Annotated in this window: 23 protein-coding genes and 1 tRNA gene; 13 read left to right on the top strand and 11 right to left on the bottom strand. The window is 67.2% G+C overall.

The annotated features are described in order from the left end of the window. Positions 1–22: 22 nt before the first annotated feature. Positions 23–2,473 carry an ATP-dependent helicase HrpB gene (hrpB, locus tag AB4Y68_RS00975; protein WP_441453250.1) on the bottom strand — a complete coding sequence of 817 codons (2,451 nt, stop codon included), beginning with the start codon at positions 2,471–2,473 and terminating at the stop codon, positions 23–25. Between the two features lie 159 nt (positions 2,474–2,632). Here hrpB and AB4Y68_RS00970 point away from each other — a divergent pair, with 159 nt between their 5' ends. Further along, positions 2,633–4,291 (top strand): amino acid permease, encoded by a 1,659-nt coding sequence (locus AB4Y68_RS00970; protein WP_441453248.1) that lies wholly within the window; start codon positions 2,633–2,635, stop codon positions 4,289–4,291. A gap of 157 nt (positions 4,292–4,448) precedes the next feature. Continuing rightward, positions 4,449–4,533, top strand: a tRNA-Leu gene (locus AB4Y68_RS00965). A gap of 5 nt (positions 4,534–4,538) precedes the next feature. Here the strand turns inward: AB4Y68_RS00965 and AB4Y68_RS00960 are convergent. Next, complete coding sequence (locus AB4Y68_RS00960) at positions 4,539–5,363, bottom strand: NAD(P)H-hydrate dehydratase (RefSeq protein ID WP_441453246.1); 825 nt, start codon at positions 5,361–5,363, stop codon at positions 4,539–4,541. Positions 5,364–5,482: 119 nt separating this feature from the next. Here AB4Y68_RS00960 and AB4Y68_RS00955 point away from each other — a divergent pair, with 119 nt between their 5' ends. The 4 genes from AB4Y68_RS00955 (at position 5,483) to AB4Y68_RS00940 (ending at position 8,137) form a co-directional block, all read left to right on the top strand. Further along, positions 5,483–5,821 carry a P-II family nitrogen regulator gene (locus tag AB4Y68_RS00955; protein WP_184268136.1) on the top strand — a complete coding sequence of 113 codons (339 nt, stop codon included), beginning with the start codon at positions 5,483–5,485 and terminating at the stop codon, positions 5,819–5,821. 74 nt (positions 5,822–5,895) lie between these two features. Next, positions 5,896–7,305, top strand: a complete 1,410-nt coding sequence (glnA, locus tag AB4Y68_RS00950) for a type I glutamate--ammonia ligase (protein WP_441453244.1) — start codon at positions 5,896–5,898, stop codon at positions 7,303–7,305. Between the two features lie 133 nt (positions 7,306–7,438). Further along, positions 7,439–7,684 carry a hypothetical protein gene (locus AB4Y68_RS00945; RefSeq protein ID WP_441453242.1) on the top strand — a complete coding sequence of 82 codons (246 nt, stop codon included), beginning with the start codon at positions 7,439–7,441 and terminating at the stop codon, positions 7,682–7,684. 51 nt (positions 7,685–7,735) lie between these two features. Beyond that, a complete protein-coding gene (locus tag AB4Y68_RS00940) occupies positions 7,736–8,137 on the top strand; it encodes a hypothetical protein (protein WP_441453240.1) in 402 nt (133 codons plus the stop codon). A gap of 9 nt (positions 8,138–8,146) precedes the next feature. Here the strand turns inward: AB4Y68_RS00940 and tatC are convergent, their stop codons facing one another. Genes tatC through AB4Y68_RS00925 form a run of 3 tightly spaced genes read right to left on the bottom strand, consistent with a single transcriptional unit; the run spans position 8,147 to position 9,827 of the window. Then, positions 8,147–9,028 carry a twin-arginine translocase subunit TatC gene (gene tatC, locus AB4Y68_RS00935; RefSeq protein WP_441453239.1) on the bottom strand — a complete coding sequence of 294 codons (882 nt, stop codon included), beginning with the start codon at positions 9,026–9,028 and terminating at the stop codon, positions 8,147–8,149. Further along, positions 9,025–9,582: a Sec-independent protein translocase protein TatB gene (tatB, locus tag AB4Y68_RS00930; RefSeq protein WP_441453237.1), complete on the bottom strand. Its 558-nt coding sequence runs from the start codon at positions 9,580–9,582 to the stop codon at positions 9,025–9,027. Before tatB ends, tatC begins: the two co-directional genes overlap by 4 nt. 26 nt (positions 9,583–9,608) lie before the next feature. Then, positions 9,609–9,827: a twin-arginine translocase TatA/TatE family subunit gene (locus AB4Y68_RS00925; RefSeq protein ID WP_441453235.1), complete on the bottom strand. Its 219-nt coding sequence runs from the start codon at positions 9,825–9,827 to the stop codon at positions 9,609–9,611. 110 nt (positions 9,828–9,937) lie between these two features. Between AB4Y68_RS00925 and rnhA the strand changes: the two genes are divergently transcribed. Beyond that, complete coding sequence (rnhA, locus tag AB4Y68_RS00920) at positions 9,938–10,390, top strand: ribonuclease HI (protein ID WP_441453233.1); 453 nt, start codon at positions 9,938–9,940, stop codon at positions 10,388–10,390. Between the two features lie 2 nt (positions 10,391–10,392). On the opposite strand, the gene AB4Y68_RS00915 is transcribed toward rnhA, so the two are convergent. The 3 genes from AB4Y68_RS00915 to AB4Y68_RS00905 are packed head-to-tail and all read right to left on the bottom strand — an operon-like array spanning position 10,393 to position 12,382. Next, positions 10,393–10,851: an NfeD family protein gene (locus tag AB4Y68_RS00915; RefSeq protein WP_441453231.1), complete on the bottom strand. Its 459-nt coding sequence runs from the start codon at positions 10,849–10,851 to the stop codon at positions 10,393–10,395. A 3-nt stretch (positions 10,852–10,854) separates the two neighbouring features. After that, positions 10,855–11,892 (bottom strand): SPFH domain-containing protein, encoded by a 1,038-nt coding sequence (locus tag AB4Y68_RS00910; RefSeq protein ID WP_441453229.1) that lies wholly within the window; start codon positions 11,890–11,892, stop codon positions 10,855–10,857. A 25-nt stretch (positions 11,893–11,917) separates the two neighbouring features. Next, on the bottom strand, positions 11,918–12,382 hold the full coding sequence (locus AB4Y68_RS00905) for an NUDIX hydrolase (RefSeq protein WP_441453227.1): 465 nt from the start codon (positions 12,380–12,382) through the stop codon (positions 11,918–11,920). Positions 12,383–12,459: 77 nt separating this feature from the next. Between AB4Y68_RS00905 and AB4Y68_RS00900 the strand changes: the two genes are divergently transcribed. From AB4Y68_RS00900 to AB4Y68_RS00890, 3 genes are all read left to right on the top strand, one after another. Continuing rightward, complete coding sequence (locus AB4Y68_RS00900) at positions 12,460–13,863, top strand: FAD-binding oxidoreductase (RefSeq protein ID WP_441453226.1); 1,404 nt, start codon at positions 12,460–12,462, stop codon at positions 13,861–13,863. 92 nt (positions 13,864–13,955) lie between these two features. Further along, on the top strand, positions 13,956–14,729 hold the full coding sequence (yaaA, locus tag AB4Y68_RS00895; protein ID WP_441453224.1) for a peroxide stress protein YaaA: 774 nt from the start codon (positions 13,956–13,958) through the stop codon (positions 14,727–14,729). Positions 14,730–14,793: 64 nt separating this feature from the next. Beyond that, the gene (locus tag AB4Y68_RS00890; protein ID WP_441453222.1) at positions 14,794–15,591 is read left to right on the top strand and encodes a 3-hydroxybutyrate dehydrogenase; all 798 of its coding nucleotides are present in this window, start codon (positions 14,794–14,796) and stop codon (positions 15,589–15,591) included. Between the two features lie 504 nt (positions 15,592–16,095). Here AB4Y68_RS00890 and AB4Y68_RS00885 read toward each other — a convergent pair. Together AB4Y68_RS00885 and AB4Y68_RS00880 are read right to left on the bottom strand one after the other, a co-directional pair. Beyond that, positions 16,096–17,016 carry an L-threonylcarbamoyladenylate synthase gene (locus AB4Y68_RS00885; RefSeq protein ID WP_441453221.1) on the bottom strand — a complete coding sequence of 307 codons (921 nt, stop codon included), beginning with the start codon at positions 17,014–17,016 and terminating at the stop codon, positions 16,096–16,098. Beyond that, on the bottom strand, positions 17,013–17,564 hold the full coding sequence (locus AB4Y68_RS00880; RefSeq protein ID WP_441453219.1) for a cytochrome b: 552 nt from the start codon (positions 17,562–17,564) through the stop codon (positions 17,013–17,015). The genes AB4Y68_RS00885 and AB4Y68_RS00880 overlap by 4 nt, the downstream gene beginning before the upstream one ends. Positions 17,565–17,685: 121 nt before the next feature. Here AB4Y68_RS00880 and AB4Y68_RS00875 point away from each other — a divergent pair, with 121 nt between their 5' ends. Beyond that, positions 17,686–19,470 carry an acyl-CoA dehydrogenase gene (locus AB4Y68_RS00875; RefSeq protein ID WP_441453218.1) on the top strand — a complete coding sequence of 595 codons (1,785 nt, stop codon included), beginning with the start codon at positions 17,686–17,688 and terminating at the stop codon, positions 19,468–19,470. An 88-nt stretch (positions 19,471–19,558) separates the two neighbouring features. Here the strand turns inward: AB4Y68_RS00875 and AB4Y68_RS00870 are convergent, their stop codons facing one another. Continuing rightward, a complete protein-coding gene (locus tag AB4Y68_RS00870; RefSeq protein WP_441453216.1) occupies positions 19,559–20,359 on the bottom strand; it encodes a trypsin-like serine peptidase in 801 nt (266 codons plus the stop codon). Positions 20,360–20,425: 66 nt separating this feature from the next. Between AB4Y68_RS00870 and AB4Y68_RS00865 the strand changes: the two genes are divergently transcribed. Next, positions 20,426–22,648, top strand: a complete 2,223-nt coding sequence (locus AB4Y68_RS00865) for a S9 family peptidase (RefSeq protein ID WP_441453214.1) — start codon at positions 20,426–20,428, stop codon at positions 22,646–22,648. After that, positions 22,645–23,187, top strand: coding sequence for a GNAT family N-acetyltransferase (locus tag AB4Y68_RS00860; RefSeq protein ID WP_441453212.1), 543 nt, complete (start codon positions 22,645–22,647; stop codon positions 23,185–23,187). Before AB4Y68_RS00865 ends, AB4Y68_RS00860 begins: the two co-directional genes overlap by 4 nt. The last annotated feature ends 78 nt before the right edge of the window (positions 23,188–23,265 follow it).

Here is a 23,265-nt window from a genome sequence, read left to right as displayed (position 1 = left end):
CCGCCCGCCGTCAAGCTGAGCCTTAGGTCCCGCGCGGTTTGACCCGGCTGGTGGCCTGGGCGTTGGCAGGGTCTTCCGGCCAGGGATGGCGAGGATAGCGGCCGCGCATCTCGCTGCGCACCGCCGCCCAGGACCCTGTCCAGAAGCCCGGCAGGTCCTTCGTCACCTGCACCGGCCGCCGCGCGGGGGACAACAGGCTGAGCGTCAGCGGAATCCGCCCGCCGCCGACCGTCGGATGCGCCTTCACCCCGAACAGTTCCTGCACCCGAATTTCGACCCGCGGCCCGCCCTCGGCGGCGTAGTCGATGGAGGCCGATCCCAGCGGCGTGGTCAGACGCGGCGGGGCCAGGTCGTCCAGCTTGCGCTGCAAATCCCAGGGGATCAGGCCGCGCAGGGCCTCGGCCAGCTTGCTGTCGCCGATATCGCCCAGCGACCGCGCCCCATCCAGCAGCGGCCACAGCCAGTCCTCGCGCAGCGCCAGCAGGCCGTCGTCCGACACATCCGGCCACGTCGCATCCAGCCCCCGCAGGAAGGCCAGCCGCGCCCGCAGCGCGCCCGCCTGCTCGCCCCAGTTCAGGGCCTTCAGACCGCCCGCCTCGACTTCTGATTTCAGCGCTGCCGTCATGGTGGCCCGATCCGGCGCGCCGACGACCTTCTCGTCCAGCACCAGAGCGCCGATGCGTCGGATGCGGCGGATCACCGGCTTGCCCGAAGGCTCGCGTGCTAAGCGGTCCTCGACCTCGATTCGGTGCGCCAGATCGACCTCCAGCGTCGCGGCGTCCAGCGCCGCCGCCAGCCGGATGCGGTCGCGCGCCTCGCCGCCGCCCAGTTCCGCCACCGCCACCCAGGGCTCGCGCGCCATATGTTCGGTCGGGTCCACAAAAGCCCCGCGCCCCGAGGCCAGCAGCACCTCGCCCGGCTTGCCGCGCGCCCGCGCGATCCGCTCGGGGAAGGCCTCGGCCAGCAACAGCCCCACGTCCGCCTCGCCGCCGTGACCGCCGCCCGCCGCCCGCGCCCAGCGCTCGGCCAACTTCATGGCGTCGCGCGCGCGCGGCGAGCGGTCCCGTTCCAATCCCTTCAATCGGTCATGCAGATCGACGGCGTTCCCGCCCAGCCCCGGCTCGCTCAACACCGCCGCGATCCGCGCGCCGGTCAGAGCGTCGTCCTGATCCGAGGCCACGGCGACCATGTGCGCCAGTCGCGGCGGCAGGGGTATCCGCGTCAGCCGCCGCCCGTGCGCCGTCAGATCGCCCTTGGCGTCCAGCGCCCCCAACCGGGTCAGCACCTTCCGCGCCTCGGCCAGCGCCCCGGCGGGCGGCGGGTCCAGCAGGGCCAGGCCCTCGACCGATTTCGCCCCCCAACGCGCCAGATCGAGCGCGAAGCCGGTCAGGTCGGCTTCCTGAATTTCGGGCCGCTGATGCGGGACCAGACCCCGCGTCTGTTCCTCGTCCCACAGGCGGTAGCAGACGCCCGGCTCGACGCGCCCGGCGCGCCCCCGTCGCTGCTCGGCCGACGACCGGCTGACCTTGACCGTCGCCAGCCGGGTCAGGCCGCTGGACGGCTCGAAACGCGGCACGCGCGACAGGCCGCCGTCGATCACGACCCGCACGCCCTCAATCGTCAGACTGGTTTCCGCCACCGAAGTCGCCAGCACCACCTTGCGCCGCCCGGGCGGCGCCGGTTCGATGGCCCGGTCCTGCTCGCCCTTGTCCAGTGCGCCATAGAGGGCGACCACGTCGACCTTGGGATCGCGCAGCCGTTCGTTCAGTCGCTGCACCGTCCGGTGGATCTCGCCCTGCCCCGGCAGGAAGACCAGCACCGATCCGGTCTGGTCACCTAGCGCCAGCATCACGGCGCGAGCGACGGCGTCCTCGAATCGCTCGGCGGCGTTGCGGCCCAGATAGAGGGTCTCGACCGGGAACATCCGTCCCTCGGCCTCGATCACCGGCGCCCATTCTCCAGATGGATTGGCCAAGAGCTTCGACATCCCCGCGATGTCGAGCGTGGCCGACATGACCAGCAGCCGCAGATCGTCGCGCAGCACCGACTGGCTCTCGCGCGCCAGGGCCAGCCCCAGATCGGCGTCCAGACTGCGTTCGTGGAATTCGTCGAACAGGACCGCGCCGACGCCTTCCAGCCCTGGATCGTCGAGAATCATCCGGGTGAAGACGCCCTCGGTGATGACTTCGATGCGCGTCTCGGGGCCGACGCGGCTTTGCAGCCGGGTGCGATAGCCGACCGTTCCGCCCGCCTTTTGGCCCAGGGTCGTCGCCATCCGGTCCGCCGCCGCCCGCGCCGCCAGTCGGCGCGGCTCCAGCACCAGGATTTTGCGGTCCCCCAGCCAGGGCTGATCCAGCAGGGCCAAAGGCACGACCGTGGTCTTGCCCGCCCCAGGCGGGGCGGCCAGCACGACCGCGTTGGTCGCGGCCAGGGCCGCTTTCAGCGGCTCCAGTACGGCGTGAATCGGCAGCATCGCATGGGCCTTAGCCGCAACGCCCCGGGTCACGAAAGCGTCGTCTTCGCTTCATCGTTCGGAAACCGCGTTGCGCGCGGCCTCATCCATGGGTAGCGTCCGCGCCCAAGAAGGCAGCCCGGGGAGGGCCTGCCGAGTATCAATGGGGGGCGCGACTTCATGTCCGCAGACGGCGTAAAGCCAGCCGGCAACCGGCTATTTCTCAAAAAATCGATCGGCCAGATTCAGAAGGAAGCCGCCAAGAGCGAGCTGAAGCGGACTCTCGGCCCGCTCAACCTGATGAGCCTGGGCATCGGCGCCATCATCGGCGCCGGTATCTTCGTCCTGACGGGTCAGGTGGCCTCGGCCAACGCCGGCCCGGCCATCATGCTGTCCTTCGTGGTCGCGGGCATCGCCTGCGGTCTCGCCGGCCTCTGCTACGCTGAGCTGGCCTCGACCATGCCGGTGTCCGGCTCGGCCTACACCTACGCCTATGGCACGCTGGGCGAAGTCTTCGCCTGGATCATGGGCTGGCTGCTGGTGCTGGAATACGGCGTCGCCGCCTCGACCGTCGCGGTCGGTTGGTCCGGCTATGTCGTCTCGATCCTCAGCGACTTCGGGATAAGTCAGCAGATATTCCCAACCATACAGTATATGGGCGGCGAAGGTCCCCAGTGGGCGACCCCGCTGGTCCAGGCCGTGCAGGGCGCCGCCGGCGCCAGCTTCCCGATGACGGGCACCTTCAACCTGGTCGCCGCCATCGGCATCGCCTCGGTCTGCGGCCTGCTGGTGCTGGGCGTGTCGGAATCGGCGAACATCAACAACGCCATCGTGGTCATCAAGATCATCGTGCTGCTGACGTTCATCGCCGTGGGCATCCAGTATATCAACCCGGCCAACTGGCACCCCTTCATTCCAGAACCGACCGGCCAGCCGGGTCAGTTCGGCGTGGGCGGCATCTTCCGCGGCGCGGCCATCATCTTCTTCGCCTACGTCGGCTTCGAAGCCGTCTCGACCGCCGCCGCCGAAGCCAAGAACCCGTCCAAGGACGTGCCGATCGGCATCCTGGGCGCCCTGTTTGTCTGCACCCTGATCTACATGGCCGTCGCGGCCGTCATGACCGGCGTGGTTCCCTATCTAAAACTGGCTTCGCCGGCTCCGATCGCCGTCGCCATTGACGCGATGAAGCTGGAATGGGCCAACGTGCCCCTGGCCGTCGCGCCTAGCGGCCAACTGAACCTGATCGCCTTCCTGATCAAGATCGGCGCCGTCACCGGCCTGTCCTCGGTCATGCTGGTGCTGTGCTACGGCCAGACGCGCATCTTCTACACGATGGCGCGCGACGGCCTGCTGCCCAAGGCCTTCGCCGTGGTGCACCCGAAATTCCGCACCCCGTGGATCGGCACCATCGTTCTGGGCATCCTGATCGCCATCGCGGCGGCCTTCCTGCCCATCTCGATCCTGGGCGACCTGGTGTCGCTGGGGACCGCCACGGCCTTCGCCATCGTCTGCCTCAGCGTCATCTACCTGCGCGTCAAACACCCTGAACTGCCGCGGCCGTTCAAGGTGCCCGGCGGGGTGATCACCGCCGGTCTGGGCATCGTGGCCTGCCTCTTCCTGGCCAGCCAGAACCTGATCCCGATGTTCCAGCATGCGGCGACTGACAACCCGCTGCCGCTGATGCTGCTGGGCGGTTACGCCCTGATCGGCGCCATCATCTACGCCGCCTACGGCTTCTGGAACTCCAAGCTGGCCAAGGGCATCGACATCACCGAGGACATGACGCTGGAAACGGCCGTCGAAGCTCTCGGCCACGGCGTCGACAACAAGAAGGACTGATCTCCGGATCAGCCTTCAACGGTCTCAAGCAGCGCAAGCGCGATAGGCCACAAGAAATGAAAAGGCCCCGGAGCGATCCGGGGCCTTTTTTGATGCGGCCCAGGTTATCCCGGTTGCCCAATCCCGCCCCCTCGCCTACAGGCTGCGGCCTACCTATGCGGATGTGGCGGAACTGGTAGACGCACCAGATTTAGGTTCTGGCGCCGAGAGGCGTGGAGGTTCGAGTCCTCTCATCCGCACCATGGGTTCAGCCGCGATACAGGTCGGCCAGCACCCCCGGGATCAGTCCTGGCAGATCCTCGGCGATCAATCCCGGCCCGAACCGCCCCGCCGCGTCAGCGTGCATCCAGACCGCCGCGCACGCTGCGTCGAAACTGTCCATATGCTGGGCCAGCAGGCCGCCGATCATGCCCGCCAGGACGTCGCCGCTGCCCGCCGTCGCCAGCCAGGGCGAGCCGTTGGCGTTGACGACGCAGCGCCCGTCCGGTGCGGCGACGACGGTGGCGCTGCCCTTCAGCACCACGACCGCCCCCGCGCGCTTGGCGGCCTCGACCGCCGCCGCCTCGCGCCCCTTGGCCAGCAGGCTCGGGAACAGCCGCTCGAACTCGCCCTCATGCGGCGTCAGCACGTCCCTGCGATCCAGACAGGCGAACAGGTCGCTGGGCCGGTCGCGGAACAGGGTCAGGGCGTCGGCGTCGATCACCAGGGCCGCCCCGCTCCGCGCCAAGGCCGCCACATTGGCCGCCGTCGCCTCCGTGAGGCCCGCTGCGGGACCGATCACCACGGCGTCCATCAGTTGGGCCAGCGCCGCCAACTGCTCGCCCGTAGAGAAGCTGGCCAGCATGACCGCCTCCAACGTCGGCGCCAGCACAGGCGCGGCGTCAGGCGGACAGAAGACCTTCACCAGCCCCGCGCCGATCCTCAGCCCCGCCCGCGCCGCCAACCGTGCCGCGCCGGTCGACAGGGCGCCGCCGGACACCACGCCCAGACGCCCTCGCTTGTGCTTGTACGCCTCGGCGTCGGGCCAGGGCAGCAGGCTCTGCCATGTCATGGGGTCGTTGATCGGGTTCATGATCGAATTCCGTTCACGGATGGCCTCTAAGCACGAAAATTGCTTGCCTTATTGTGCGATGCAATGTCCCTTTACACCCCGAGCGTCGGACCAACCAAGGAGCCGCCTCGGGACTCGCCATGAAGAAGATTGAAGCCGTCATCAAGCCGTTCAAGCTGGATGAAGTGAAGGATGCGCTCCAGGACATCGGGGTGCAGGGGATGACCGTGCTGGAGGCCAAGGGATATGGCCGTCAGAAGGGCCATTCCGAGCTTTACCGCGGCGCCGAGTACGTCATCGACTTCCTGCCCAAGATCAAGATCGAGGTCGTCGTCGCCGACGACCTGGCTCCGGCCGTGATCGACGCCATCCAGACCGCAGCCCGCACCGGCAAGATCGGCGACGGCAAGATCTTCGTCTCCACCCTTGAAGACGTGATCCGTATCCGCACGGGCGAGACCGGCGCCCAGGCTATCTGACCACGCTACGGCCGTCCCTCGGGGCGGCCGCTTTTCGTTCCTCCTCTCCTCCCCGAACCAACAGGACTTCGAGCATGAGCGCCGCCCAAAAGATCCTTCAAGAGATCAAGGACAAGGACGTCCAGTACGTCGACGTCCGCTTCACCGACACCCGTGGTCGGCTGCAGCACGTCACCTTCGACATCGATCTGGTCGACGAAGAGTTTTTGGAAGAAGGCACCATGTTCGACGGTTCGTCGATCGCCGGCTGGAAGGCGATCAACGAAAGCGACATGCTGCTGAAGCCGGACCTGACGCGCGCCTATATCGACCCCTTCTACCAGCAGACCACGCTGTTCCTGTTCTGCGACGTTGTCAGCCCCGACACGGGCGAGCCCTACAACCGCGACAGCCGCTCGATGGCCAAGAAGGCCCTGGCCTATGTCCAGTCCTCGGGCGTGGGCGACGTGGTCTATTTCGGCCCGGAAGCCGAGTTCTTCATCTTCGACGACGTGCGCTGGAACACTGCCCCGCACAACACCGGCTACAGCTTCGATTCGATCGAACTGCCGTCCAACACCGGCGCTGAATACGCCGAGGGCAACCTGGGCCACCGTCCGGGCCACAAGGGCGGCTATTTCCCGGTCAACCCGGTCGACTCCGCCCAGGACCTGCGCGGCGAGATGCTGGGCGTGATGAAGGATCTGGGCATGGAGCCCGAGAAGCATCACCACGAGGTCGCCCCGGCGCAGCACGAACTGGGCCTGAAGTTCAGCGACCTGCTGACCATGGCCGACCGTCTGCAGCTCTACAAATACGTGATCCACAACGTGGCCGCGGCCTACGGCAAGTCGGCGACCTTCATGGCCAAGCCCATGTTCGCCGACAACGGCTCGGGCATGCACGTCCACATGTCGATCTGGAAGGACGGCAAGCCCCAGTTCGCCGGCGACAAGTACGCCGGCCTGTCGCAGGAATGCCTGTGGTACATCGGCGGCGTCATCAAGCACGCCAAGGCCATCAACGCCTTCGCCAACTCCACCACCAACTCCTACAAGCGTCTGGTGCCCGGCTATGAAGCCCCGGTGAAACTGGCCTATTCGGCCAGCAACCGTTCGGCCTCGATCCGCATCCCGCACGTCTCCTCGCCCAAGGCCAAGCGTCTGGAAGCCCGCTTCCCCGACCCGATGGGCAACCCCTATCTGACCTTCGTGGCCCTGCTGATGGCCGGTCTGGACGGCATCGAGAACCGCATCGATCCGGGCGCGCCCGCGGACAAGAACCTCTACGACCTGCCGCCGGAAGAGCGCGGCTCGATCCCCGAGGTGGCCGGCAGCCTGAAGGAAGCCCTGGACGCCCTCGACGCCGACCGCGCCTTCCTCAAGAAGGGCGGCGTCATGGATGACGACTTCATCGACAGCTACATCACGCTGAAAATGGAAGAGGTCGCCCGTCTGCAACTGCACCCGCACCCGGTCGAGTTCGACATGTACTACAGCTGCTGATCCCCGGATCAGTCTGACGATCAAGGCACCGGGCGGCAACGTCCGGCGCTTTTTTCATGGCGCGAGGGGCCGGACGACAACCCGGGAACATCCGTCCCCCTACGCGGTTGCCTCCTCAAAGGAGAGCGTCGCCATGCCACACAAACACGCCGACACCGATCGCTGGGGCGGTCCCGGGGCCAGTCAGGAAAATCGGAACAAACCCAAGCCTGACCCCAAGGTGAAGGACGCCGACGCACCGGATCACCTGTCGCCGCGCAGTCAGGTGTCGGGCGGCGGCGGCGAGAACGACATCCACAAGGGCCACTCAGCCAAGGCCAAGCACGGAAAGCACTCGACCTCGCAGGAAAAGAAGCACGAGCGGGACGGTCGGCACTAAACACCGCCGTCGCTTGTCGCAGGTCCCGTTTGCGGTGATGATCGCCCGGTCATGAGGGGGCTGGCGATGAGGCGATCGGCGACAATCCTGCTGGTTCTCGCCGCGACGGCGACATCCTCGAGTGCATCAAGCCAAACCGATGTCGGCTCGAACCACCACGGCGGACTTCACTGGTCCGTGGCGGCGCCGCCTGATGTGTCCTGGTCGCTGTCCTGCGGCTTCAGCCCTGTCACGCTGCATATGAGCCAATACGACCGCAAGCACTGGGCGAACCGCCTGGCTCTCTCGGGACGCGGGGCGCAGCGCGGACGTCTACCGGGGGACAATGGCAGTTGCACCCTCACCAAGACAGGCGGCGAAGGCCCCATCGGCATCGCCATCGTGAAGAACGGTCAGGTCGCAGCCGCCGGGACGAACGATCCGGTCAGGCCGGCTCAGATCAACGTCTTCTAGAAGACGTCCTTAGGCCGCCTCGGCTGCATCGGCCTTCTTGCGGCGCAGTTCGATGATGCGGACGCACCAGATCGAGACCTCATAGAGTAGCACCATCGGCACCGCGAGCATCAGTTGGCTGATGGGGTCAGGCGGTGTGACGACGGCGGCGACCACGACCACGGCGACGATGGCGTAGCGTCGCCCCTTGGCCATGACCTGCGAACTGATCATGCCGGCAAGGCCCAGCAGGGTCATGACGACCGGCAACTGGAAGCACAGGCCAAAGGCCAGGATCAGCGCCGTCACCAGGTTCAGATAATCCGACACCTTGGGCAGCAGTTCAGCCGAGACGCCCTCGCCGATGATCTGCTGGCTCAGCGAGAACCACATGACGAAGGGCAGCATGACGAAATAGACCAGCGCTGCGCCCAGCAGGAACAGCAGGGGCGCCGCGATCAGGAACGGCAGGAAGGCGCCCTTCTCGTTGCGATAAAGCCCCGGGGCGACGAAACGATACAACTGCCAGGCGAGAACCGGGAAGGCGATGATCACCGCGCCCAGCCCGGCCAGCTTCATCTTGGTGAACAGGATTTCCAGCGGCGCCGTGTAGATCAGCTTGACGGTCTGGTGATCCACGTCGGGCACCGGGATCAGGCGCGCCGTGCCCAGGATCAGATCGAAGGGCGAAACATGCCCGTGCGCCCCCACCGTCTGGTGGAAGGCGGCCGACACCACGTAGGGCTGGACCAGGAACAGGTAGAGTTTTTCGGAGAAGGCGAAACAGCCGATAAAGGCGACGATGAAGGCGATGACGCAGATCAGCAGCCGCCCGCGCAACTCGATCAGGTGATCCATCAGGGGCGCGCGTGACGCCTCGATCTCGGCCTCGTCGCGGTCGAGCGAACTCATTGGTCGACCTTCTTCTTGCGCACCGCTTTAGGCTTGGCGACCGCAGGCGCGGTCGAGGCGGCCTTGGCCGGGCTGGCCTTGGATGCGGTCTTGGCGGCGGTTTTGGCCGACGCACGCTCCGCCCTGGGCTTCGAAGCCCCCTTGGACTTGGGGGCAGCGACGACAGCCGCTGGCGGTTCAACCTCGGCCCCAACCTCGTCCGGCCATTCGTCGACGCCTGTGGCGACGGGTGCAGCCAAAGCCGGGGCGTCCAGCGGCGCCTCCAGATCCTTGCGGATGTCCTTGAAGGCCGCTTCGGCGTCGGCGCCGAGCGGATACATGCCCTGCCCCGTCCGCAGCGCCTCGACCTCCTTGCGAAGGTCGTCCAGCTCGGACTGGCGCGCCATTTCGTCGAAGCTGGCGCGGAATTCGTTGGCCATGCCGCGCGCCTTGGCGACGAACTGACCGACCTTGCGCATCAGCACCGGCAAATCCTTCGGCCCCACGACAAGCAGGGCCACCAGACCGATGACAAGGATTTCGAACCCGCCGACCCCAGGGCCAAGACCACCCATGATTCAGCGTCTTTCCGCGAGAGCGATCAGCGGTTCAGGTCTTCTTTTTCGGCCTCGGTGCGCGGCAGCGAGCTGACGCCTTCCTTCGGCCCCTTGGAATCGGTGTCGTCTTTCAGGCCGTCCTTGAAGGCGCGAATGCCCTTGGCCGCGTCGCCCATGATGCCGGACAGCTTGCCGCGTCCGCCGAACAGCAGGGCGACGACGACGATGACGATGGCCCAATGCCAGATGCTCATCGAGCCCATGGCGATACCTCCTCAAAGGGACCAGCAAAGCGGTCCCGTCCGACTGATTGTTGTGCGTCATATAGGCTGACTGATGGCGGCGCGCCAAGGGACGCTGTAGGCATCCCGCCATGAGTCTCGTCGATCACGTCATCATTCACACCGACGGCGCCTGCAAGGGCAATCCGGGCCCTGGCGGCTGGGGCGCTATCCTGCAGACCGGCGGCGGTCACGAAAAGGAAATCTGGGGCGGCGAGCCCAACACGACCAACAACCGCATGGAGCTGATGGCCGCCATCGCCGCGCTGGAGGTCCTGAAGCGCCCCTGCCGCGTCGACCTGCATACCGACAGCAAATACGTCATGCAGGGCATCACCGAGTGGATCAGAGGCTGGAAGGCGCGCGGCTGGAAGACCGCCGACAAGAAGCCGGTCAAGAACGACGACCTGTGGCGCCGCCTGGACGAGGCCCGCAGCCGCCACGACGTCAAATGGCATTGGGTCAAGGGCCACGCCGGCCACGTCCTGAACGAACGGGCCGACGGACTGGCGAATCGCGGCGTCGACGACATGCGACGCCGCTAACCTCAGAGCGAACGCACCCGCAGGCGCGGGCCGGCGACGGATTCGACCACCACGCTCTCACCCGCCAGCGGCGCCGCGCCCTCGATCTCGGCCGGCCATTCGGCGCCCGAGACGAAGACCCGGCCGCGACCGTCCACAAAGGCCTCGACCACCCGCGCCCGCTCGCCCACCAGACGCAGGTCGCGGTCGTTGATGTCGGGCTCGTCGGTCGGATTGACCCGTTTGATCAGGGTCCGCGACGCCAGGGTGGCGACGACCGTCAGGGTGGCGAAGATTCCGCCCTCGACCGGCAGTCCCATATTGGGCGCGATCGCTGTGATCAGGGCGACGACGCCCGCTGCGACCGCCGGCCAAAGAAGCCATTCGGTCGACGCAGCGGCCTCGATGCCCAGCAGGACCACGCCGATCACCAGCCAGAGCCAGAAGGGTTGCGCGGCGTAGAGGTTCAGAATGAACTCCATGACCTACTCCGTGGTCGGCACGGCGCCGCCGGGGCGGCGAGGCGTGACAGCGCGGGCGGGCGGCGCCGAGGCAGGCGAAGGCGCGGCGGCGGGACGGGGCTCGCGGCGAACGTCCGTGCGGCTCTGCTGCTGCTCCTTGGCCAGACCGACCAGTTCGCCCAGACCGGCGATGGTGCCGACCAGGCCGCTCATTTCGGCGGGGACGATGACCGTCTTCGCCGTCGGGTTGCGGGCCAGTTCGGCGAAGGCCTCGACGTATTTCTGAGCCACGAAATAGTTGATGGCGTTGACGTCGCCGCGGGCGATGGCTTCGGACACCATGGCCGTCGCCTTGGCCTCGGCCTCGGCTTCGCGCTCACGCGCCTCGGCGTCGCGGAAGGCGGCTTCGCGGCGGCCCTCGGCCTGCAGGATGGCCGACTGCTTGGCGCCCTCGGCGCGGGCGATGGCGGCCTGTTTCTCGCCCTCGGCTTCGGTGATGACGGCGCGTTTTTCGCGCTCGGCCTTCATCTGACGCGCCATGGCGTTGGTGATGTCGGCAGGCGGGGTCAGGTCCTTGATCTCGATCCGGTTGACCTTGACGCCCCACGGCTCGGTCGCCGCGTCGATGACGGTCAGCAGACGCGAGTTGATGCTGTCGCGCTGGAACAGCACCTCGTCCAGCTCCATCGAACCGACCACGGTGCGCAGGTTGGTCATGCACAGCTGGGTGATGGCGTACGGCAGGTTCTCGACGCGATAGGCGGCGGCGGAGGCCTCCATCACCTGGATGAAGACGATGGCGTCGACCTTCACCATGGCGTTGTCCTTGGTGATGACCTCCTGCTGAGGCACGTCCAGGACCTGCTCCATCATGTTCATGCGCCGGCCGACCCGCTCGACGAAGGGGGTCAGGATGCTGATGCCGGGCTTCAGCGTCTTGGTGTACTTGCCGAACCGTTCCACCGTGAATTCACGGCCTTGCGGCACGATCTTGACGACGCTGAACAGGAAGATGATCGCGAAGGCCGCGAACACCACAAAGAAAAGAATCGAGAAATCCATAGGCCCCTCCGGTTGAGAGCCAAGCTTATCGGTCGCCCCGCCCCGACGCCACCGAATCCGGTTCAGCGGGAATGACAGGCGCGTCAGCGCGACAATCCGCCATCGCCCGGGCCTGTCGAATGATCCGCCGCGTCTCGGACCAGTCGACCCGGCGCAGCGCCTCATCGAACGTCACGAAGGCCGCCTCAGCCGCATCATCGCCCGCCACCGGCTCGCCGCCGGTCCAGAGCGCGGCGTAGTCGATCAGGACGTAGTGACGCCCCGCCTCGGGAAACAGGCCGTCGACTACGTCGATCAGGCCGATCAGCTCCGCCTCCACGCCCGTCTCCTCGCGCAGTTCGCGAAGCGCCGCCTCCGCCAGCCGCTCGCCCGGCTCGATGCGCCCGCCGGGCAGGCTCCATTCGCCCTGACGCGGCGGCGTGCCGCGCCGGATCAGCAGGACTTCGTCGCCTTTCAGGCAGACCACGCCGACGGCCGGGACCGGAATCATGTTTTCTCCGCGAATTGACCGCCTGGAGGCAGGGTTTTGCGCTTCCACCACGCCACGCCTTTTGCCACAAGGCGGATATGACCCTCCCCACGCCCGCCGCCCTCGACGAGCTCAAGGCCGCCCTGCCCGGCGCCTGGACCACGGACGCCAATGAAATGGCGCCCTGGCTGACCGAATGGCGCGGCCGCTGGACGGGCGAGACGCCGATTCTGCTGCAGCCGCGCACGACCGAGGAGGTGGCCAAGGCCATCGAGATTTGCGCCCGCCACGGCGTGGCTGTCGTGACCCAGGGGGGCGGCACCGGCCTGGTCGGCGGCCAGATCCCCTTCGGCGAAGTGCTGTTGTCGACGCGCAAGCTGCGCGCCGTGCGCGACGTGACGCCGCTGGACGACGCCATGACGCTGGAGGCCGGCGTAACCCTGCTTGAGGCCCAGCAACTGGCCAGGGAGAAGGACCGCTTCTTTCCCCTCAGCCTCGCCGCCGAGGGCTCGGCCACCATCGGCGGGGTGATCTCGACCAACGCCGGCGGCACGGCGGTGCTGCGCTACGGCATGATGCGCGATCTGGTGCTGGGCATTGAGGCCGTCATGCCGGACGGACAGGTGTTCAACGGCCTGAAGCGCCTGCGCAAGGACAACACCGGCTATGACCTGAAGCAGTTGTTCATCGGCGCCGAGGGCACACTGGGCGTCGTCACGGCTGCGACGCTGAAGCTCTTCCCGATCATGCGCAGCCGCGCCACGGCCATTGTCGGGCTGGACAGCCACCACGCCGCCGTCGCCCTGCTGGCCCGCGCCAAGGCCGAGACCGGCGGCGGGGTCGAGGCCTTCGAGCTGATGAAGCGCCTGGGCATGGCCCTGGTGCTCAAGAACATTCCCGACACGCGCGAGCCGCTGGAAACCACCCCGCCCTGGTACGTCCTGATCGAGCTGACCTCGGGCGAGCCCGGCGCCGCCGATTCGGCCATGGAGCGGCTGCTGACCAACGCCTTCGAGGAAGGCCTGATCGTCGACGCCGCCATCGCCCAGAACGACGCCCAGAAGGCCGCCTTCTGGCGTCTGCGCGAGGAACACTCGGCGGGCCTCAAGCCCGAGGGCGGCGGCTGGAAGCACGATGTCTCCGTGCCGGTGTCGCAAATCGCCGACTTCATCGACGAGGCCACGGCGGCGGTCGAGAAATTCCATCCCGGCTGCCGCGTCTCGGTCTTCGGCCACGTCGGCGACGGCAACCTTCACTATGACGTGATCCCCGGCGTCGGCGAAGACGTGCCCGCCTTCATCGCCCGCTGGATGGAAGGGTCCGAGATCGTCCACGACATCGTCGCCCGCTACAACGGCTCCATCTCGGCCGAACACGGTCTGGGGCGGCTGAAAACGGACGAAGCCCGCCGCTACAAGTCGCCGCTAGAGATCGCGACCATGCAAGCGGTCCGGCACGCCATTGATCCCCAGCGGATCATGAACCCGGCGGTTCTCTTCTAGGCGTCACGACCGCATGTGACGCCGCAGGCGGTTCAAATCGTCATGGAAGGGGCCTATGAGGCCCGCTTCCCGATGTTTCGGAGCCTGTCGCCTTGCTGATCGTCCTGTCCCCGGCCAAACGGCTGGACTTCACGCCCCCTGCTCTCGACGTGCCCTCGACCCCGCGTCGCTGCGCCGACGAAACGGCCGAACTGGCCAAGGTCACGCGCAAGCTGAGCCGCGCCGATCTGCGTCGCCTGATGTCGATCTCGGACGCCCTGGCCGACCTCAACTACGAACGCTTCCAGGCCTTCGACAACGAGACGACCGAAGGCGCGCTGCAGGCCGTCTTCGCCTTCGCCGGCGACGTCTATGACGGGCTGGACGCGCGCTCGCTGGCGCCCGCCGATCTGAACTGGGCCCAGGATCACCTGCGTATCCTGTCGGGATTCTATGGCCTGCTGCGTCCGCTGGACGCCATCCAGCCCTATCGGCTGGAGATGGGCACGCGGCTGAAGACCCCGCGCGGCGCCAATCTCTATGATTTCTGGGGCGAACGCATCTCGCAGCGGCTGAACGCCGACGCCGAGCCTCTGGCCGACCGCACCCTGGTCAATCTGGCCAGCCAGGAATATTTCGGCGCCGTCGACGCCAAGGCGCTGAAGCTGCCGGTCATCACGCCGCACTTCAAGGAGCGCAAGGACGGCGAGGCGCGCATCATCTCCTTCTTCGCCAAGAAGGCGCGCGGCGCCATGGCCCGCTACGCCATCGAGAACCGCATCGAAAAGGCCGCCGATCTGAAGGCGTTCGATCGCGACGGCTATCGCTTCGACAAGGCGCTTTCGACCGAGGCGGACTGGATATTCATCAGAGAGGGAAATTCCTGATCGCCAGAACGAACGACTGCGGTTAGGCTGTGTAGCAGCATACTAAACCACGGGTTTTCACCGCATGTTCGCCATGAACGATCTCAAGGGCCAGGTCGCCGTCGTCTCCGGCTCGACCTCCGGCATCGGCCTGGCGCTGGCGCGCGCCGTCGCTCAATGCGGCGGCGACGTGGTGCTGAACGGCCTGGGCGATCCCGCTGTCATCGAACAGACCCGCGCCGATCTGGCGGCCGAGACCGGCGTGCGCGTCCTCTATCACCCTGCCGACATGACCCAGCCGGATCAGATCGCCGACATGGTCGCCACCGCGCACCGCGAGCTGGGCCGTCTCGACATCCTGGTCAACAACGCCGGCATCCAGCACGTCGAGGCCGTCGAGAATTTCCCCGCCGACCAGTGGGAGAAGATCATCGCGATCAACCTGTCCTCGACCTTCTACGCCACCAAGGCGGCGATCCCGATCATGAAGACCCAGGGGCGCGGCCGCATCGTCAACATCGCCTCGGCCCACGGCCTGGTCGCCAGTCCGTTCAAGTCGGCCTATGTCGCCGCCAAGCACGGCGTGATCGGCTTCACCAAGACGGTGGCGCTGGAACTGGCGCAGGACAACATCACCTGCAACGCCATCTGTCCCGGCTTTGTCGAGACCCCCATCGTCGCCAAACAGATCGAGGATCAGGCCCGCACGCGCGGCATGACGCCAGAGGACGTGATGAAGAACGTCATCCTCGGCTCGCAGCCGACCAAGCGGTTCGTCACGACCGACGAACTGGCGGGGATCTTCCTCTATCTGGTGTCGGACCTGGGCGCCTCGGCCAACGGCTCGCACTTCTCGGTCGACGGCGGCTGGACCGCGCAATAGGCCGCTGACACCCCCCAGAATTAAAGCCCTCCCCCTCGATGGGGGAGGGTTGGGTGGGGGTGGAGGCAGGCCGTATCCGATAGGTCTTCGGAGGCGCGGACTCGCCTCATCCGCTTCATCGGCAATGTTACGCTCGACACCCCCATCCCCGCCCCTTCCCCCATCGAGGGGGAAGGGAGACTGTTGAAGGTTGTTCTCCGCGCCCCGGAATGACGGCAAAAGAGACAGGAATCGCTGTCCAACCATCGCAACCTGGCGCGCCAATCCCTTGCAAAACAAGGGATCGCCAGACCGCCGCGCCCATTCGCTCGCCTGAGCGACTGGGTGAGCCAGACTGCAGACCTACAGACGGTCTTTGAAATCCCCGCTCGCCGCCGTCCGTGTCAGGACTCCGGCTCTCGCCCAGGCTCCAGCGTCGTCATCCGCCCAATGACGAGCGACGCGAACCACCCTCCGCCGATTGCACGAATTGCACTGTTTTTTCGTCGCACCGTACAAGTGCAATCAGCCGACGAAGCCCGCCGCGCGCCGAAGCCGGTCGTTGATCGCCTCGCCCAGCCCCTTGGCGGGGATGGGCGACACGGCGATGCCAGCGGGCCTGGTGCGGTCCGCCTCGCGCAACAGGCGGAACAGATTGGCCGCCGCCTCGCGCAGGTCGCCCGTCGGGCTCAGGCTCCAGCGCGGTTCGCCTATGCCGGGACCGAAGCCCAGCAGGATTTCGCCCTCGTTCGCCGTCTCCGCCTCGATCCGCACCGGGGCGTCGGGGGCGTAGTGCAGCGCCAGGCGACCCGGCGAGCGATGCCCCTGCCCGCTCTCGGCCAACGGCCCGACCATGGCCTCGATCTCTTCGCGCGTCACCGAGCCGGGGCGCAGCAGCGCCACCCGTCCCTCCAGCACGGACACGACCGTGCTCTCGACGCCAACCGCGCAAGGTCCGCCGTCGACGGCGGCGCCGACGGCATGGCCGGTTTCCTCCAGCGCGTCTTCAAAGGTCGTCGGACTAGGCCGTCCCGAACGGTTGGCCGAAGGCGCGACCACGGCCCCGCCGAAAGCCGCGATCACGGCTCGCGCCCGGGGATGTCCCGGCACGCGCACGGCAACGCTGTCCAGACCGGCGCGCGCCAAATCGCAGACTCGCTCGCGGTCCCGCACCGGGGCCACGATGGTCAGGGGACCCGGCCAGAAGGCCTCGGCCAGCGCCCGTGCGCGCTCGTCAAACACGGCGATCGTCTCGGCGTCCAGGGCATTGGAGACGTGCGCAATCAAGGGGTTGAAGCGTGGTCTTCCCTTAGCCTCGAAGATGCGCGCCACCGCCTGCGGGTTCGAAGCGTCGGCCGCCAGCCCATAGACGGTCTCGGTCGGCAGGATGACCAGCCGGCCGGTCTTCAGCGCTTCGGCGGCGATCTCGGGAGTGTCGCCGCTCATGGCCGACGCGGGATCGTCGGGATCATCCGGTGCAGGACATTGTCGCGGTTGATGAACTGGTGCTTCAGCGCGCCCGCAACGTGCAGGAAGATCAGCAGCAACAGCAGCGCCGCAGTCGCCTCATGAACATCCATGAAACGACCCACGGCTTCGCGCCCGCCGCCGATCGGCAGCAGGGGCCATTGGAACAGGCCGAACCAACTGATGGCCCGCCCGCCCGCCGACGAGGCCAGCCATCCGCTCAGCGGCATGACCAGCAAGACCACGTAGAACAGGATCTGCGTCGTCCGCGCCAACAGCCGCTCCCATTTCGGCATCTCGACCGGCAGGGCGATCAGCGGATTGGCCAGCCGCCAGCCGATACGCACCAGGGTCAGCACCAGAATGGTCAGGCCGACCGCCTTGTGGTCCTGTATCAACTCGCGGGACAACGGCCCTTCGGTCGCGTCATGGCCTATGATCAGCGCCACCTGGACGACCACGGCCAGGGCGATCACCCAATGCAGGATCAGCGAGACGGTCGAATATCGATTGCGGGGTTCGGCCAAGGTCTTTCCTTCCGCGACGGCACTGGGCCACAGAGTGGCGGAATCTCGACCAAAGTCCAAGCGCCCTTGCATCACCAGCCGCTCGGGCGTCAGAAGCGTTTTGAAGATTCTGGAGACCGCCATGAGCTACCGCGCCCCCGTCCGTGACCTCGCCTTCGCCCTGGAAGCCGTCGCCGGCATCGATCAGGTCGCCGCCACGGGCGCGTATCCCGACTACGACGCCGACGTCATGGGCGCGGTGCTGGAGGCCGCGGGTCAGTTCTCGGAACAGGTCCTGGCCCCACTGAATCGCCCCGGCGACCTGGCGGGCGCCAAGTACGCCAACGGCGCCGTCACCGCCGCCCCCGGCTTCGTCGACGCCTACAAGCAGTTCGCCGAAGGCGGCTGGACCAGCCTGACCGCCTCGGTCGAGGCCGGCGGCCAGGCCCTGCCGAAGGCGCTGGAACTGGCGGCCTATGAGACCGTCCACGCCGCCAATATGGCCTTCGGCCTCTGCCCCATGCTGTCGCTGGCCTCCATCGAGGCGCTGGAACAGGTCGGCACCGAACACCAGAAGGCGACCTATCTGACCAAGCTGGTCAGCGGCGAATGGACCGGCGCCATGGTGCTGACCGAACCCCACGCCGGTTCGGACCTGGGCGCCCTGACCACCACCGCCACGCCGAACGGCGACGGCACCTATGCGCTGAACGGCCAGAAGATCTTCATCACCTGGGGCGACCACGACGCCGCGGACAACATCATCCACCTGGTGCTGGCCCGCCTGCCTGACGCCCCTGCGGGCCCCAAGGGCATCAGCCTGTTCCTGACGCCCAAGTTCGCGGTCAACCCCGACGGGTCGCTGGGCGAACGGAACGCCTTCCATCCGGTCGGGCTCGAGCACAAGCTGGGCATCCACGCCTCGCCCACCTGCGTCATGTCCTATGAAGGCGCCCGCGCCGAACTGGTCGGCCGTCCGAACGAGGGCCTGGCCCATATGTTCGTGATGATGAACGCCGCGCGTCTGGCCGTCGGCGTCGAGGGCGTCGGCATCGCCGAGCGCGCCTATCAGCACGCCCTGACCTATGCGCTGGAACGCCGTCAGGGCCGCAGCGTCTGGACCGGCGAGAAGAACGCCCCGATCTTCGACCACCCCGACGTGCGCCGCACTCTGGGCGTCATGAAGGCCAAGATCGCCGCCGCCCGCGCCATCTGCCTGTCCACCGGCGTGGCCGCCGACCTGGCCAAGCACGCCGCCACCGAGGCCGACCGCAAGCTGTGGAAGGGCCGCGAGGACCTGTTCACCCCCGTCGCCAAGGCCTGGTCCACCGATGTCGGCTGCGAGGTCGCCTCCCTGGGCATTCAGGTCCACGGCGGCATGGGCTTCATCGAGGAAACCGGCGCGGCGCAATACTATCGCGACGCCCGCATCACTCCGATCTATGAAGGCACCAACGGCATCCAGGCCATGGATCTGGTCGGGCGCAAACTGTCCATGGACGGCGGTGACTCGGCCCACGCCCTGATCGCCGACATGAAGAAGACCCTCGTCCAGATCGACCGTCTCTATACGGGCAAGCCGGTCGAGCGCTTCGCCACCGCCATCGAGGCCGTCGAGGACGCCACCCTGTGGCTGCTGGACCGCAAGGCCGCCGCTGAAGGCGCCGCCGACGTTCTGGCCGGCGCCGACGCCTATCTGAAGCTGATGGGCGACGTGGTCGGCGGCTGGATGCTGGCCAAGGGCGCGCTGGCCGCCAAGGCCCGCCTGGACGCCGGCAACGGCGATCCCGTCTGGCTGCAGGGCAAGCTGGACCTCTACGAATTCTACGCCGCCAACATCCTCGGCCATGCCTCCAGCCGCCTGGCCGCCGTGGGTCAGGGCGGGGAACTGCTGCAAGGTCTGAGCGTCGAAGCCCTCGCGGGTTAAGGACAACCGTCACCCCGGAAGGCGCGCAGCACCTATCCGGGGCCGCAGCAAGCGCCGACGCCTGAAACGGTCCCGGTGCTTCGCTTCGCTACGGCCGGGATGACGCAGCGGACTGATCCAGCAGTTCGATCGCCTCGCGCACATATTGAGCATGAGCGACGACGCCCAGTTCCAGCCCCTCGCCGCCGCCCTGGACCTCCTGCACCAGAACGCCTGCGATGTAGGGATGGTCCGGCGTCGGCGCCCCGGGCAGGCGGTCGACGGCGGGGGTCCAGAAAACCGGCCCGCCCGAGTTGCCTTGCGACACGGCGAAATCCAGCAGGAAGATCGGGAAGTGCCGGATCGGCGTCAGCGGCCAGGAGCTGATCCGGCCCAGCCGCAGGATCGGGAACCCCGCCTTGTTCGCCGACAGGCCATGCGGATAGCCCAGCGCCATCAGTTCGTCGCCCGGCCCCACCCGCCATTGGTCGAAGGTCGTCTCGTCCGCCAGCCAGCCCAGAGGGATGGCGGCCCGGGTAAAGGCGTCCGGCGCCTTGATCTCCATCACCGCCACGTCGCGCTCGGGGTGCTGGGTCCACAGCGGTGCCCCGGCGGCGTCCCGGATGGTCAGACGACCCGGCGTGAACTTCCACGCGCCGTCGGCCTCGGCGGTGCGCCAGCCGATGCGAGCATCCGCCCCCGGCATGACGTTCAGCACATGGGCCGCCGTGACCAGCACGACACGCGGCGCGCCGTCCGGCTTTGGCGCTGAAATCAGGAAACCGGTGCCAACCTTGCGCTGGCTGTCGTTCAACGGCTGGTCGATCTGCACCGTGGCGTTGATCATACCCACGGTCAGATCCCATTCGACGGGGGCGACGACGGCGGGCGGGGTGTCCTGAATGAGCATCAGGACATTTGACGCCGCTGGCCGGCAGGCACAAGGTCCGCCCGAAACACAGGGGAGCCTCACGCCATGAATCGCCGCGAACTGATCGCCTCGACCGCCGCCGTCGGTCTGGCCGCCGCCTCCCCCGCCCTAGCCCGTTCGACTACCGGAGCCTCGATGTCCCTGCCTGTCCCGCCCGTCGCCAAGAAGATCCCCGTCCGCATCGAACAACTGGGCCGCGTCCGCACCGACGACTATCAGTGGATGAAGGACGACAACTGGCAGGCCGTGCTGCGCGATCCGTCGCTGATCAAGGCCGACGTCAAGGAACACCTGACCGCCGAAAACGCCTATCGCGAAGCCATGATGGCCTCGACCCTGCCGCTGCAGGCCGCGATGTTCGAAGAGATGAAGGGCCGCATCAAGGAGGATGATTCCTCTGTGCCCCAGGCCGACGGCGCCTGGGAATATTTCACAGAGTACCGCACCGGCGAGCAGCACCCGCGCTATATGCGGGTCGAGCGCCAGGGGACCTGGATGGTCGACGGCCAGCCCGTGACCAAGAACTTCATCAAGGCCCCGACGCCTCAGCTCCTGCTGGACTGCAACAAGCTGGCCGAGGGCAAGGCCTATTCGGAGGTCTCGGCTGTCGAGCACAGCCCCGACCACGCCCTGTTCGCCTATGCCGAGGACGCGCAGGGCTCCGAGGTCTTCAAGATCTACGTCAAGGATCTGGCGACCGGCGAGGTCCTGCCCCACACCATCGAGTCGGCGACCGAGAACTTCACCTTCTCGCCGGACAGCCAGTGGATTTTCTGGACCAACCGCGACGACAACGGCCGCCCGGACAAGATCTTCCGTCGTCCCGCGCGCGGCGGCGAGACAACCCTGGTCTATGAAGAAACCGACGACGGCATGTTCCAGAGCGTCCACCGGACCTCGGACGACGCCTTCATCGTCATCGGCATCGGCAATCAGGAGACCTCGGAAGGCCGTATCATTCCCGGCGCGAACCCGACCGCGACGCCCGTCGTGGCCGAACCGCGCCACGTCGGCCGCCTGTATGAGCTGGACCACTGGGGCGATCGCTGGGTGATACGCACCAACGCCGACGAGGCCATCGACTTCAAGGTGGTCGAGGCTCCGACCGACGCCCCGGCCAAGGCCGCCTGGAAAGATCTGGTCCCCCACACGCCCGGCCGTTTCATCGAGGGCGTGGCCCTTGTGAAGGACTATCTGGGCCGTCAGGAGCGCGCCGACGCCAATACGAAGATCGTCATCCGCGACCGTTCGGGCGCCGAGCATGAGATCGCCGTGGACGAGCCCGCCTACGCCCTGTCGCTGGGCGGTGCGTCGGAGTTCGACACCACGGTCATGCGCTATGGCTACAACTCGCCGTCGACGCCGACCTCGACCTATGACTACGATCTGAAATCGCGCGAACGCACCCTGCGCAAGGTTCAGGAGGTCCCTTCGGGCCACAACCCCGCCGACTATGTGGTCGAGCGGCTCAACGCCCCGGCGTCCGACGGCCAGCTGGTGCCGGTGACCGTGCTGCGCAAAAAGTCCACCCCCGTCGACGGCTCGGCGCCCCTGCTGCTCTACGGCTACGGCTCCTACGGCATCCCGATGGGGGCCAGCTTCTCGACCAACCGGCTGTCGCTGGTGGATCGCGGCTTCATCTACGCCATCGCCCATATCCGCGGCGGCTCGGACAAGGGCTGGGGCTGGTTCCTGGACGCCCGGCGGATGACCAAGAAGAACACCTTCACCGATTTCATCGCCGCCGCCGAACATCTGATCGGCCAGGACTACGCCACGGCCGGCAAGATCGTCGCCCAGGGCGGATCGGCTGGCGGCCTGCTGATGGGCGCGGTCACCAATATGCGGCCCGACCTGTGGGCCGGCGTGATCGGCAGCGTGCCTTTTGTCGACGTCATCAACACCATGAGCGACACCTCCCTGCCGCTGACGCCCCCCGAATGGCCTGAGTGGGGCAATCCCATCGAGGACGCCGCCGCCTACGACTACATGTACAGCTACAGCCCCTATGATCAGGTGGAGGCCAAGCCCTACCCGGCGGTGCTGGCGACGGGCGGCCTGTCCGATCCGCGCGTCACCTATTGGGAGCCGGAGAAATGGGTCGCCAAGCTGCGGCCCGCGACCACCTCGGGCAATCCCGTGCTGCTGAAGATCAACATGACAGCGGGCCACTTCAGTTCGTCGGGCCGGTTCGACTATCTGAAGGACGTCGCCCACGACTACGCCTTCGCCGTCTGGGCAGTCGAAAAGGGCTGGCAAAAGGCGTGATCATCCGGCCGACCACGGACGCCGATCTGGAGGCCGTCACGGCCATCTACGCGGACAGCGTACTGAACGGCACGGGGACGTTCGAACTGGACGTCCCCTCGACGGACGAGATGCGGGTGCGCCTGGCCGCGCCCGCCGCGCTCGGCCTTCCCGTCCTCACCGCCGAGATCGACGGCGCAGTGGCGGGCTACGCCTATGCCGGCCCTTACCGCCTGCGCGCCGCCTATCGCTACATGGTCGAGGACTCGATCTATGTGGCCGAGGCGTTTCGCGGGCGCGGCGTCGGCAAGGCCCTGCTGGACGCCCTTCTGAGCGCCTGCGAAGCCTTGGGGATGCGTCAGATGGTGGCGGTGATCGGCGACAGCGCCAACGCCGGATCCATCGCCCTGCACGCCGCCGCCGGCTTCGAACACGTCGGCATATTCCACGCCGCCGGGTGGAAGTTCGACGCCTGGCGCGACGTGGTCTTCATGCAGAAGGCGCTTGGCTCCGGCGCGACCGCGGCGCCGGATGCTCCAGGCCTCGACTGCGGGCGCTAAAAGCTGAATTCGCAGCTTTTTTCAGCCTCTTCGCACATTGCGCTTGACCCCATCGTGAGTCGCCCTTAATCGGCGCTT

This window comes from Brevundimonas sp. 2YAF1 (assembly GCF_052114745.1).
GTDB lineage: Bacteria > Pseudomonadota > Alphaproteobacteria > Caulobacterales > Caulobacteraceae > Brevundimonas.
The sequence above is the reverse complement of the archived record's forward strand: the minus strand, read 5'-3'. Positions and strand labels throughout refer to the sequence as shown.